Here is a 12,973-nt window from a genome sequence, read left to right as displayed (position 1 = left end):
TAAGAAAGTCAAACGTACGGCATTTATAAGGGGAGGGTATAAGGTGAATAAGTTAAAGAGGCTAAGTATGCTAACGGTGATGATTGCATCTTTGTTCATTTTTTCTAGCCATGCACTTGCAGCTCAGTATTATACGGTTTCAACAAGCAGCGGTGCTCCTGTCAATATGCGCAGCGGCCCAGGTACAAGTTGGGGAATTGTAACGACCATTCCGAGTGGAACCCGCATCCCGATCTATTGCTACAAAACCGGTACAACTGTAACTGGAAAGTATGGAACGAGTAATATTTGGAATTACACAGAGCGGACGCTTGCCAGCGGGGAGATCGTTCCTGGATTTGTCTCTGATACATATATGTATACAGGCTCAGACGGTCCGGTTGTTCCTAAATGCAGCTGGTAGCATTGTTCTATTGTTTCTTAAAATGAAGGAATTGAAGAAAGAGGGATGACATTGACTAAACTGAAAATGCTGAGTATGTTAACCGTTATGATTGCATCTTTATTCATTTTTTCCAGTCAGGCACTTGCCGTTCAGTACTTTACTGTCTCAACAAGCAGCGGTGCTCCTGTCAATATGCGCAGCGGTCCTGGTACAAATTATCCTATTATGCTTTCCATTCCGAGCGGCTCCCGTGTTCCTTATTATTGTTACGCTTATGGAACGACTGTTACAGGGAAGTATGGAACGAGTAATATCTGGGACCAAATCCAGTGGAAAGATTCCCGGGGTGTCGTGAATATTGGATATGTTTCTGACACATATGTGTACACAGGTTCAGACGGCCCTGTCGGTTACAAATGCAATTAGCTAAATACTCCGTACAATAGAATCTCTTCTTAAGGGCCTATCTAGGACGAACCATACCAACAACAATAGTTGGTATGGTTTTTGTTGCGATGAAGTCTTCCATACCTGCATTTGTGGTGATTTTCAAAAGAGATTCATGATGTTAGACACTGGTTGTTGTTGAGGCCAAAATAACGAGCCGCTTTAGAGTTGTATCTAATGGTATAAAATACGGAATTAAGATAGGAAATAATCAATAGGAGAACGTAATGTACAAACCTATTTTTCGATGAAATCCCTAATATCACTTTGGTTAGACATCTCACATTGCGTTCTCGTTAGTGAAAAGTTCTTTTTACGCTTCGTGAAATCTTCTCTAATTCTATAGTTAGTTTTACCTGTCCTATTTTGAACACGTATGTTTCTTTTCTTTTTCTAACATGTCGTGTAACCTCTCAGAAAATTCTTTATGGTACATTGTGTACCCCGTATGATTTCCGGGGAATTCAACCAATTCTGTTTCCAATAGTTCCGCTAGGGCGTTCGCGCAACGATAAGGAAAAAGCTCCCGAGAAGCACTTCCGCCAGCTGGGAGTACCTTTATCGGTGAAGATGTAAACACAGTTTTTAATGCTTCGAAATCTAATGTATAGCTGAGAATTCCTTGAATTTCATACTCAGTGAAATACGTTGAATTGCCGAGAAGCCGCTTTGTCAGCACAGCCTTTGATTGTTCGTCTGTCTCTAATCTTGACATTAACTTAATGACTTCACTTCGATGATTTTTCTTAAGGTCTTCCATGAATTGCTCGGCTTGTTTCAGCTCATTTCCATGCAGAAGCTGCAATAAGATTGGTTCGTGTGGGATCATGACATGTACTTGTTCGGGATGGCGTATGCACAGATCAAGCCCGATAACAGCCCCGGAGCTGCTTCCAAATACGTATGCCGGCTTATTGGTGATTTTGGCTAGAAGACGGTGAGCATCGTCACTGTGTGTTTCCACACGGTAATCCTCAATCTGATTGGCGAGATTGCTGCGGGAATGGCCGCGGCGATCATAAGTAACAACCGTGTACCAGTTAGCCAGATGATTGGCAACATGATGGAACTTGTCGGCATCACCGCCTCCGCCGTGGACCAAAAGAATGATGGGACCTGAGCCACGCACCTGATAGTGGATGTTCGCGCCGGGTACTTGCAACGTTCCATTGTTTATCGTCATTTGTAGGACCTTCCTTTCTTCTCATCTCCCTTAACTTTACTCAATTGGCCAATTGTATCATATGCAGGAATTAACTAAGAAACAAACCCGCCATATAAAAAGCACTGATTATATTTCATCAGTGCTTCCGTTTTGTTTATTTAGAGTAGACAATTTTTTTTATTGTTTCATCAGAGAGGTGATATTCATCAGATAATTGATGAATGGTTTTGCCGTTTTTAAATGCTTTTTTAATAGAAGCGTTTCTGTCATCGATCAGCTTTCTTGTTCCTGAACACGCACCCCATTTTTGATGAGAGGATTCAGGTTTAGGGATATATATTGTTTTTCCTTGAACATACTTTTGAATTTCCGATATCAGCTTTTCAGGTAAAATAGCGGTTGCTTTTACATATGCCATTTCTGCCAGCTCCTTATTTTTTTATGTCAAATAAGGTGCAAAGCCACTATATCAGAAAAGCTTACTTGGGCGATCTTTTAGAAAGTCTACCCCATGCAAAGTATCGCCTTCCCAATAATAGGCTTTGCATGGGACGTTGCGGAATCTGGCATTCTCATCTTGCTTGCCATTTACATCACCTCCCTAACGATTTTCGATGATCATTTCCATTATAAAATAGAGTAAAGCCTTATGGCATCTTGTTAATTAAAGTTGGCAGTATGAAAGTGACCTTCCCAGTGAGAGGGGCTAAGGCTGACTGGCAATCAAAAGAGTAAGATTCAAGCTATATTACTTTAGATTCAAAATATTGACAAATTGATGTGTTTTCAACAATAGGGCAGTCTCTTCATGTATACTGAGTCTGTATTTACAATATTTAGAAAGGGGAAGTGCAATGAAAATCAGTATGCAAACAGCAGATTTTTGGAAAAAGACAGCGATCTCATTACTTGTTTTCACCATGTTTTTTACCCTGATGATGAGCGAAACGGTTTTTGCGGCGGGACTGAATAAAGATCAAAAGCGCCGGGCGGAACAGCTGACAAGTATCTTTGAAAACGGCACAACGGAGATCCAATATGGATATGCAGAGCGATTGGATGACGGGCGAGGCTATACATGCGGACGGGCAGGCTTTACAACGGCTACCGGGGATGCATTGGAAGTAGTGGAAGTATACACAAAGGCAGTTCCGAATAACAAACTGAAAAAGTATCTGCCTGAATTGCGCCGTCTGGCCAAGGAAGAAAGCGATGATACAAGCAATCTCAAGGGATTCGCTTCTGCCTGGAAGTCGCTTGAGAATGATAAGGAATTTCGCGCCGCCCAAGACAAAGTAAATGACCGTTTGTATTATCAGCCTGCCATGAAACGATCGGATAATGCCGGACTAAAAACAGCATTGGCAAGAGCTGTGATGTACGATACGGTTATTCAGCATGGCGATGGTGATGACCCTGACTCTTTTTATGCCTTGATTAAACGTACGAACAAAAAAGCGGGCGGATCACCTAAAGACGGAATAGACGAGAAGAAGTGGTTAAATAAATTCTTGGACGTACGCTATGACGATCTGATGAATCCGGCCAATCATGACACCCGTGACGAATGGAGAGAATCAGTTGCCCGTGTGGACGTGCTTCGCTCTATCGCCAAGGAGAACAACTATAATCTAAACGGACCAATTCATGTTCGTTCAAACGAGTACGGTAATTTCGTAATCAAATAAGCATTAAATGAATAAAACGGCAGCATTTTTGTCGATGTTTAGCCAGCATTTTCAGCATGATGCGGAAAAGACAAGAGACAAACAAGCTCTTGTCTTTCCTAATATGATAGTTCAGTATAAATATTTAAGAAAAATGTCAGTATTGAGTAATGTATCACCAGGCGTATGCCTCAGGTGTCTCTCCTCCAGGTCCGGGAAAGATATTATTTAACATGCGGAGAATCTCCTCATCCAGACTGATTTCAACGGCTTTAATCGTATCACGCAGCTGCTCAACCGTTCGTGGCCCGATGATCGGAGCAGTTAAAACTGGATTTGCCAGCACCCATGCCAAAGCCACATTTGCTTCTTTTTCTCCTAGTTCTTTGCATAAATCTGAAAATTTCTCGAGTTGCAAACGATGTTTTTCAATTAAATCTGCTCTTTTTGCTGTACGAGTTCCGGCATTGCTTTTCAATGCCTTCCCGCCAAGAAGCCCTCCTGCAAGGGGACTCCACGCCACTACTCCTAAACCAAGATCCCGTGCAGCCGGCAGCACTTCCATCTCAGCTGTTCGTTCTAATAAACTATACTTGTGCTGTTCAGTGACGAGTCCCATGAATCGCCGTTTTTCAGCTTCAGCTTGCGCTTTAACTAAATGCCAGCCTGCAAAATTACTGGATCCAATATAGTCTACTTTGCCGGAGCGAACCTGAGTCTCAAAAGCTTCCCATATCTCATCCCACGGTGTCCGCCTATCGATATGATGCATTTGGTACAATTCGATATGATCTGTCTGAAGCCGCTTCAGTGATCCTTCCAGGTGACGTCTGATTTTGTATAGAGACAAGCCCCTCATATCATTTGGTCCGTCATTCGGATCAGAAATCGGTTCATATACTTTTGTCGCCAGAACAACTTTCTCGCGGCGCTGTCCTCCTTGTGCAAACCATTTTCCAATGATGCTCTCTGTCAATCCTGCGTTTTTGCCCCAGCCGTAAATATTGGCAGTATCAAAAAATTGAATGCCGTTATCAAGCGCTTCATCCATGATACGGAACGCAGTCTTTTCGTCTGTATCAACTCCAAAATTCATCGTGCCTAAACATAAACGGCTCACCCGCAATCCTGTTCTCCCTAAATAGGTATACTCCACAACAAACCTCTCCTTTATCATTATTTTTTGCAACAGCTGCAATACAATTGATTCAACAATTGTTTCGCTCTTTGTTACGATTAAAAAGACGAAGCAAATGTAAAGCAGACGCAAAATTATAGGAGGTTTTTTCAAATGAATATAGAGGATCTATGGGATCAATTTCATCAGCCGTTAAAAACATATATTTCACATAGGGTTAACGATCAATCTATCGTTGATGACCTCTTGCAAATCGTATTTATGAAAATACAAGTGCATCTCCCAAATCTGATCGATGAACAAAAGATCGACAGCTGGATTTATCGGATCACTAGAAATACGATTATTGATTTTTACCGTACAAAAAAAACAAGCGAAATATTGCCTGATGTTCTACATTTTAATGACAGTGCAGAGGAAGAAAATTTCACCAAGGAAGCAACTGTGTGTATTCGATCGACCATCAAACGGTTGCCTGAAAAGTATCGAGAGGCTCTCGAGTTAACTGAATTCCAGGGGTTATCACAAAAAGAGTTGAGTGAAAAGCTCGGCATTTCTTACTCGGGAGCAAAATCAAGGGTACAACGCGGACGGAGAAAATTAAAACAGCTGCTTGAGGGGTGCTGTCATATTGAAGCGGATCGATATGGAAATATCGTAGACTTTCGTATTTTAAAGGAATAACTGATGAACAAAGTCAGTTATTCCTTTAAAATAGGCCATCCGCATGAAGAGCATTTTCCCTTTGATGTTTGTAAGAGATGTATGTATAATATAAATCGTAACGTTTTCGATTTAATAAAAAAGGAGTGTTGGAATGAACATTTTATTTTCAAAGCCGCTAGGCATATTAACGATTGGTTCATTACTAGTTTTGGCAGGATGTCAGACTTCCGGTTCTTCTGCAGGTGAGTCTAATCAAACAACATCATCCTCAGCAGTTGAAGAAGACTCTTCCAAAACGCAAGAGCAAACATCTGACAGTCATACACACGAACATTCTCACGATCATAGTCATGCGCATGATGAAGAAACAGAAAAAATATATGAAGGCTATTTTAAAAACAGCCAAGTAAAGGATCGCTTACTTTCTGATTGGGAAGGAGATTGGCAATCTGTATATCCATACCTGCAAGATGGTACTCTTGACGAAGTGTTTTCATATAAATCAGAATACGAAGGCGGCAAGACAGCTGAAGAATATAAAGAGTATTATAAAAAAGGCTATCAAACAGATGTTGACCGTATTGTAATCCAGAAAGATACTGTAACGTTCTTCAAAAATGGAAAAGAATATTCTGGTAAGTATACGTATGACGGATACGAAATTCTAACCTATGATGCGGGCAATAGAGGGGTAAGATACATATTCAAACTAGCTAAAAAAGCAGAAGGGCTGCCTCAGTATATTCAGTTTAGTGATCATAGTATTTACCCGACTAAAGCTAGTCATTACCATCTCTATTGGGGGGACGACCGTGAAGCTTTACTTGATGAAGTCAAAAACTGGCCTACCTACTACCCGTCAAAAATGGATGGACACGATATTGCCCATGAGATGATGGCTCATTAAATGATGATTACTCTATGAAAGTTGTTCTGCCATAGCCATTTTTTTCTGTGGAGAATTGATAGAATGGGGAAAAAACTGATTGAGACCATTCAGGATCCGCCACATTATTGTGACGTGCATACCTTGAGTTCATCCCACATGAAGAGTAGAAGAAACCTATTTCAAAATAAAATCATTGGATGTATGGCAGTGGATTCCGCTTGAAATCTATAGGCTTATACAAAGCAAAAAAGAGACCCAAAGACCGCAAAGCTTCTTCAAGAAAGCTTTGCGGTCTTTTATATGATTCATCTCACCATAAAAAGGTATTTCAACTTTCTCTTTTGATCGACAATAGTCCATAAAGAGAAGAACATTTCCCTCACAAAGAAGTCGTGGCAGTAATCTCCATAGGTGTGTTTGCATGGCCCCACTTTAATGGTTTTGTTTAAATCTAATAAAAACAGACGCCATAAAGATTTCTTATGGCGTCTGATGGATATGAGGTAAGGTGTGTTCTTAATAGCCACCAAAGAAAGATGTCCCAACGATGATTAATAGGATGAATAGAACTACAATTAATGGAAATGACCTCATAACATCACCTTCCTTAAAAGAGGATAGTACATGATATGCAGATCGAGCTTATTCGATAGTGATACTAGTTTAATTGATGTAAAAATATTTTTTAGCCTAAGGCTGGACTGCTAACTGATCTATATTAGTTATGGGATCATACTTATCATTTTGGAATGAATCCGTTTCAAAGTGATGTGTTGTTCTCGGCCAATCGCTGGCTAATCTTCCTGATGCAATCGAGCTATATGAAGACATCCCTCTTTTATGGAATTACACCCAAAACTTCTCTCTCTTGCAGACCCTTAATCATTTGACTTGCATATCGAGCGTAAGCATGCCTCATCTAATAATAAAGTGCACCATCTGCCATTTGTTTTAACATTTTTAAGACAGTGATGCACACCTTTTGCGTTGAGCAAATGGAACAGGTTCAGAAGGGGCGAGCTGCTTCTTACTTTACCCAGATAAAAGACGGAGATAGACGGCATGTACCGAAGCTAACTGAAAGTTAAATTGAAATGAAAAAAGGGGCATGTTAAGCCCCCTTTAAGACTATCGAGAGCTTCTCAATAGCCTAACGCATTGTATGTTTAACATGTTTTAATTTTTCACAACGGATAAACTGACACTGTTGCCTGAGACAGTTACTTTTGCGAAGTCTTGTGTATCAATTACAGGTGTTATTGCTTTGTTGTCGATGGTGATGTTTGTAAAAGATGTTGAAAAATTTGATTTGATAGATTGGCGTGAACCTGTTGTTGCAACTGTAGCGAGCGCTTTCCATTTTGAGATGGAGCCGACATTTGTTTTGCTGATTTCTGAAATGAGACGGCCGTTGTATCCCGCATTGTTCGTGCCCCAGTATGTAGCGCGGGTATTGCCGTTAAGGTTTTTGTAGATGGTAAGTTGTACGGTGCTGCCGGGACGGAAGCCTTTCGTATTCGTGAATTGGCTTCCTCCTTCGAGGTACTGAACCTGATCCTGCCCTTTTGAACCAACTTTCATATATGGTTTCCATACATTATATTTATCACTGTACTGAAACCCGATATCGGATTCTGTGCCTCCGCTAAAGCCAGAGTAGATGTAGGCTGTCCCATTTGAAACCTGAATGGAGCTAGGAAGCTGGATTTTCGTAACAAAAATTGCACCAGTGCTGTTCAAGTAAGCCCTCCCGCCGATTCCATCAGTTAGCTGTGATGCAGCTTCTGCGGTTTTTGGGCTAATAATACCCGGCACATCTACTGCACATGTGCCAAAAAGCACAGTTGCCGTAAGCGCACCCGCAAGCAGTCCTTTTTTCATCATCATTATTTCCCCCTATTATTATAATTAAAAAACGCTATCATCTTGTATTATAAAACATTATGAAAATAATTCCATAATTAACATGCAAATAGACACAGGATTTACACATTATGACTTTTTATATCTGGCAAACGGTCGATTCGCAATCTCGAAAAATGTCCTGTGAAGTGTACATGTTACGATAACTTTTCAATCGATACTTGTGCTTTATTGAAATAGAAAAGCTATAGAGATGGGGGAGAAATAAGAGGGGAAAGAGCGAAAACACTGTAATCAGAGATGTGTGCATAACTCAATTGTATGTTAGAAAAAAAGTGGGCTTTTTAAGCCCGCTTCTTAGTTCATGTTTCCCTTCAGGAGACTGTCTTTTTCATTTACATTGGATAACAAACCCGAGAATTCATACTTCTCTCTTTTGTAAATTTATTGAAAAATTGTTTATAACCAGAGCCCCTTACATTCAATGTCCAACATGACTCCTTTGATTTTTATCTAATATTTCAAACAATTTTTTGTACTTTGATATGATATCTTGGTCCACAATTTTATGGCCAGAATTGAAAAAGGTGATTGAGCCCGATCCTTTACCAAGCTGATTACGATCTGCAAGAACTTTTTTCAACTGTTTTGCAGTACCGACACTGCCTGAAATAATATCAACTTTTATCCCAAACAGTTTTTCAAAACTGTTTTTGAAAAACGGAAAATGAGTGCATCCTAACACAATCGTTCCGTATTGTTTCAAATCAAAAGAAGATAGTTCGTTCTTTAGATATTTAATGATTTTGTCTTCACTAAAATCAAAGTTCTCAGCAAATTCAACTAGTCCTGGAAGAGCTAAGCAATCAACAAGGTCATGGTGATCAATTTCTTTAACTAGATTATGAAATTTCTCTTCTTTAAGCGTCAAATTAGTAGCAACTACGAGAACTCTTTTTCTTTCCTCTGTACATTTATTTATAGCAGGCTTTACAGCGGGTTCGATTCCGATTATCGGAAAGTCGAAGTTTCTCCGAAGATCCTCTATCGCAATGCTAGTAGCTGTATTACACGCAATAACAAGAGCTTTGATATTTTGACTGGCCAGGAATTCAGCTGCATTGAAAATATATTCTTTAACTTTACCCTTTGATTTTTCACCGTATGGAACGTTTAACGTATCTGCATAAAAAATGTAATCTTCATAAGGAAGAACTTTTATGGCCTCATACAATACAGTCATGCCACCAATTCCAGAATCAAAAAATCCTATTTTCATCACTTCTCACGCTTTCTGTCTCATTCTTTTTTTATCATATGACTTTATATCATCTGAATCAAACGAAAAACAACCATTTTACTATTCGAATGTAATATGGGAGCTATCGATTTTTCGAATAGATAGCAAAACTTGAGAAGAGGAGATAAGATCGAAATGTTGGTGATGTATTGTGGTTGTGGTGAAATCATTAAGATCGCATCGTATCAGTGGGATGATTGATAACCCGAATCAATTAGCTTTGAAAATGTAGGAGTATTGAGATTTCCAGAGTCAGAGGATGAAATTACAAAAAAAAAGCAAACTGCCTGTCGAAGTTTGCTTTTTGCTCTATCAATGAGGTGCGCCTATATTTTTATATCCTCTTGGCAAAGCTGATTTAAAAGCTGCTTAACCGACATTTCCTCAGTCAATGACCGTATCCCTTGACCTGCCCATAAAGACATCTGATCATGGTTATTTTGAAGTGAAGCCTTCTGTCTCATTGCCTTCGTTAGTGTATTTTGATAAGGGTACGGAAGGGTTTGTGTCTCAAACTGTTCTTTTTCTTCCATCCATTTATTTACGATTCCTCTGGCCTCTTTACCTGAAAATAATGTCGTAAGCTTTGTATCTGCTTCGTTTGCTTCTAGTATTTTCTGTTTATGTACTGGATGTGCGTTACTCTCGTGACAAATTAAAAAGGCAGAACCGATTTGAGCTCCTTGGGCTCCAAGGGTTAAAGCTGCTTTTACTCCTCTGTGGTCCATAATTCCCCCAGCAGCTATGACAGGTACGCTCAGTGCATCTGCTGCTTGTGGAATCAGAGCCATTAAACCTACGGCAGATTCACCTTTGGAAGGTAAGAATGCTCCGCGATGTCCACCGGCTTCACTTCCTTGAAGGACTACTATATCCATTCCCCGTTCTTCCATTAACAATGCTTCTTCTACTGTTGAAGCGGTTCCTATTAAACAGCATCCAGCGGTTTTTAGCTCCTTTACTGCGTCTTCAGGCGGCAGATCAAAAGTGAATGAGCAAGCCTTAACCTTGTATTTTAAAATAAGATCAATTTTTTGATAGAAGTCATCCCACTCTTCTTGTACAGATGTGAATTGATTTACTTGATTAGCTAACGGTATGTTTTCTTTCCACTTTTTAATCTGATCTTTTGGTGGCATCTCTAGACCTAGCGGAACAAACACATTAATTTGAAAAGGAGCGTCTGTCAGCTCAAACATTTCTTTTATTTGTTGCTCTAGTAATTCTGGCGTAAGATATCCCGATGCTAAGCTGCCGAGAGCACCTTGATTTGAAACGGCAGATGCCAGTCGCGGCTTTGTAATACCGCCAGCCATTGGAGCTTGAATAATCGGTTTTGTTAAGGAAAACTTCTTCATAAATTCATTCATACCGAATCCCCCCGTTAAGACATGATTTTTGAAAAAGTGTCATTTTTAAGTTTACTCAAAAACTCGTATTCGCTTAAATATATCGTTTTCCTTCTTTTTGTCAATCTCTCATACCAGTTAACATGACGATAAAGCAGGGGGGGATTAAAGTGTGTCAAAGATAGTGTCGTCCCATGGCGGCTCTACAAAAAACTGAATATTTATGTAGTCCTTCATAGTTGATATCTGATTTTGAGATGTCTTGCATCTTAATTTTGAATGATATATAGGAGAACATCATATAAAATAAAGCTTAGAAGAATACATCACATTCAAGAGTAAAAAAATCTATAAGACGTACAGGTCAATATTCGATTTTACAGTTAGATATTAAGGCTGAAACGGAGGAACATGCGATGCGAAGTGAGCAGGAAATGATGGACATTTTTTTAGACTTTGCTTTGAACGATGAGAGAATCCGATTGGTCACTTTGGAAGGGTCACGTACAAACAGAAATATCCCTCCTGACAAGTTCCAAGATTATGACATCTCGTATTTTGTAACTGATGTAGAATCTTTTAAAGAAAATGATCATTGGCTCGAAATCTTTGGGAAGCGCATTATGATGCAAAAACCAGAAGATATGGAGCTTTTTCCTCCCGAATTAGGTAATTGGTTTTCATACATTATTCTTTTTGAGGATGGCAACAAATTAGATCTAACCCTTATTCCAATTCGTGAAGCAGAAGATTATTTTGCTAATAACGATGGTTTGGTTAAGGTCTTGCTCGATAAGGATTCGTTCATCAACTATAAAGTGACCCCAAATGATCGCCAATACTGGATGAAAAAGCCGACTGCAAGGGAATTTGATGATTGCTGTAATGAGTTCTGGATGGTTTCGACTTACGTAGTAAAAGGACTAGCAAGAAATGAAATCCTTTTTGCCATTGATCATTTAAATGAAATTGTACGTCCTAATTTATTGAGAATGATGGCCTGGCATATCGCATCTCAGAAAGGGTATTCATTTAGTATGGGGAAGAACTATAAATTTATGAAACGGTACCTTTCAAATAAAGAATGGGAGGAACTCATGTCTACATATTCTGTGAATGGGTATCAGGAAATGTGGAAGTCTTTATTTACTTGCTATGCATTATTTAGAAAGTATTCAAAAGCTGTATCAGAAAGTCTTGCATATCAGTATCCTGATTACGATGAAGGCATCACTAAGTATACGGAAGGTATTTATTGCTCAGTAAAGTGATAAGAATATAGGATTGTCTTCATATGATATTTGATTCTCGCTGACAATGGAGACCAAGGAGTCACCATGTTTGTAAAAAGATGCGTAAATCATTACGTTTAAGAATGTCTACGCATTTTACTATGATTATTCTTGTCCAAAATTTTTGTTCTTTTTAACGAAAAGAGGCATTATAATTAACCTATAGGTAAATTGAAAAAACAAAAGAATAAAAAGGAGGATTTTTGTGTTTCAAACCTTAGACCATTTTTTGAAATCTTGGGAGTTCGAAGCAGATGCTACACAGAAACTATTAAATAGTCTAACTGATGAATCACTTAAACAAGAAATAACTTCACAAAATTGGACTCTAGGCCGTATTGCTTGGCATACTGTTGCTGCCATTCGCATCATTACCTCAAACACAGACTTAACGTTCCATGCCCCAGCTGAAGATTATCCTGTTCCAACTTCAGCTCAGTTTATAGCTGACAGCTATCATCAAGCCAGTAATGCATTTGTACAGGCATTAAAAACCCAATGGACTGACCATACACTTCAAGAATGTATCAACTTTATCGGACAACAATTGCCTAATGGTTCACTTTTGATGTTTTTAATTCAACATCAAAATCACCATCGAGGACAAATGACTGTTCTTATGAGACAAGCAGGTTTAACTGTTCCAGGTATTTATGGTCCAGCAAAAGAAGAATGGGCAAAATTTGGTTTGGAAGCCCCGAAAATGTAATCAACCTTTTTATAAAAAAGTTACGCTATGACAACATATAAGAAGATGTTTTGATCTATCTTTTTTCAAAACATGTTCTTTTTTTGTTCGTTTACCAATGATA

At 39.2% G+C, this 12,973-nt stretch carries 14 protein-coding genes and 1 pseudogene; 8 read left to right on the top strand and 7 right to left on the bottom strand.

Features of this window, described 5'->3' with window-relative positions; all coding sequences use genetic code 11:
• Window positions 1-43: 43 nt before the first annotated feature.
• Complete coding sequence (locus tag AC0OMA_RS13425; protein ID WP_119899611.1) at window positions 44-403, top strand: SH3 domain-containing protein; 360 nt, start codon at window positions 44-46, stop codon at window positions 401-403.
• Window positions 404-454: 51 nt separating this feature from the next.
• Window positions 455-811 (top strand): SH3 domain-containing protein, encoded by a 357-nt coding sequence (locus tag AC0OMA_RS13420; protein WP_004398671.1) that lies wholly within the window; start codon window positions 455-457, stop codon window positions 809-811.
• A gap of 382 nt (window positions 812-1,193) precedes the next feature.
• Here AC0OMA_RS13420 and AC0OMA_RS13415 read toward each other — a convergent pair whose 3' ends face one another.
• The gene (locus AC0OMA_RS13415; RefSeq protein WP_322839723.1) at window positions 1,194-2,015 is read right to left on the bottom strand and encodes an alpha/beta hydrolase; all 822 of its coding nucleotides are present in this window, start codon (window positions 2,013-2,015) and stop codon (window positions 1,194-1,196) included.
• Between the two features lie 136 nt (window positions 2,016-2,151).
• On the bottom strand, window positions 2,152-2,415 hold the full coding sequence (locus AC0OMA_RS13410; RefSeq protein WP_015384191.1) for a CD3324 family protein: 264 nt from the start codon (window positions 2,413-2,415) through the stop codon (window positions 2,152-2,154).
• 436 nt (window positions 2,416-2,851) lie between these two features.
• Here AC0OMA_RS13410 and csn point away from each other — a divergent pair, with 436 nt between their 5' ends.
• Window positions 2,852-3,685 (top strand): chitosanase, encoded by an 834-nt coding sequence (gene csn / locus AC0OMA_RS13405; protein WP_322839722.1) that lies wholly within the window; start codon window positions 2,852-2,854, stop codon window positions 3,683-3,685.
• A 154-nt stretch (window positions 3,686-3,839) separates the two neighbouring features.
• Here the strand turns inward: csn and AC0OMA_RS13400 are convergent, their stop codons facing one another.
• Window positions 3,840-4,820, bottom strand: a complete 981-nt coding sequence (locus AC0OMA_RS13400) for an aldo/keto reductase (RefSeq protein WP_322839721.1) — start codon at window positions 4,818-4,820, stop codon at window positions 3,840-3,842.
• A gap of 135 nt (window positions 4,821-4,955) precedes the next feature.
• Between AC0OMA_RS13400 and sigZ the strand changes: the two genes are divergently transcribed.
• From sigZ to AC0OMA_RS13385, 3 genes and pseudogenes are all read left to right on the top strand, one after another.
• Window positions 4,956-5,486 carry an RNA polymerase sigma factor SigZ gene (gene sigZ, locus AC0OMA_RS13395; RefSeq protein ID WP_021480181.1) on the top strand — a complete coding sequence of 177 codons (531 nt, stop codon included), beginning with the start codon at window positions 4,956-4,958 and terminating at the stop codon, window positions 5,484-5,486.
• A gap of 133 nt (window positions 5,487-5,619) precedes the next feature.
• Window positions 5,620-6,375, top strand: coding sequence for a metal-binding protein ZinT (locus AC0OMA_RS13390; RefSeq protein WP_322839720.1), 756 nt, complete (start codon window positions 5,620-5,622; stop codon window positions 6,373-6,375).
• A 63-nt stretch (window positions 6,376-6,438) separates the two neighbouring features.
• Window positions 6,439-6,595, top strand: a pseudogene (locus tag AC0OMA_RS13385) (hypothetical protein); the annotation flags it as partial.
• A 278-nt stretch (window positions 6,596-6,873) separates the two neighbouring features.
• Here the strand turns inward: AC0OMA_RS13385 and AC0OMA_RS13380 are convergent.
• The 4 genes from AC0OMA_RS13380 to AC0OMA_RS13365 all read right to left on the bottom strand — a co-directional run bounded on the left by AC0OMA_RS13380 (window position 6,874) and on the right by AC0OMA_RS13365 (window position 10,890).
• Window positions 6,874-6,951, bottom strand: a complete 78-nt coding sequence (locus tag AC0OMA_RS13380; RefSeq protein WP_072175780.1) for a YjcZ family sporulation protein — start codon at window positions 6,949-6,951, stop codon at window positions 6,874-6,876.
• Between the two features lie 582 nt (window positions 6,952-7,533).
• Complete coding sequence (locus tag AC0OMA_RS13375; protein ID WP_015483480.1) at window positions 7,534-8,241, bottom strand: YrpD family protein; 708 nt, start codon at window positions 8,239-8,241, stop codon at window positions 7,534-7,536.
• A gap of 460 nt (window positions 8,242-8,701) precedes the next feature.
• Window positions 8,702-9,499, bottom strand: coding sequence for a glutamate racemase (gene murI / locus AC0OMA_RS13370; RefSeq protein WP_322839719.1), 798 nt, complete (start codon window positions 9,497-9,499; stop codon window positions 8,702-8,704).
• Between the two features lie 347 nt (window positions 9,500-9,846).
• Window positions 9,847-10,890: a nitronate monooxygenase gene (locus tag AC0OMA_RS13365; RefSeq protein WP_474222169.1), complete on the bottom strand. Its 1,044-nt coding sequence runs from the start codon at window positions 10,888-10,890 to the stop codon at window positions 9,847-9,849.
• A 395-nt stretch (window positions 10,891-11,285) separates the two neighbouring features.
• On the opposite strand from AC0OMA_RS13365, the gene aadK reads away from it, so the two are divergent.
• Together aadK and AC0OMA_RS13355 are read left to right on the top strand one after the other, a co-directional pair.
• Window positions 11,286-12,140 carry an aminoglycoside 6-adenylyltransferase AadK gene (aadK, locus tag AC0OMA_RS13360; RefSeq protein ID WP_474222168.1) on the top strand — a complete coding sequence of 285 codons (855 nt, stop codon included), beginning with the start codon at window positions 11,286-11,288 and terminating at the stop codon, window positions 12,138-12,140.
• A 226-nt stretch (window positions 12,141-12,366) separates the two neighbouring features.
• Window positions 12,367-12,870, top strand: coding sequence for a DinB family protein (locus AC0OMA_RS13355; protein WP_015384182.1), 504 nt, complete (start codon window positions 12,367-12,369; stop codon window positions 12,868-12,870).
• Window positions 12,871-12,973: the final 103 nt, after the last annotated feature.

The sequence above is a fragment of the Bacillus sp. AMCV2 genome (assembly GCF_056033925.1).
This window is presented reverse-complemented; position numbering and strand designations above follow the sequence as displayed.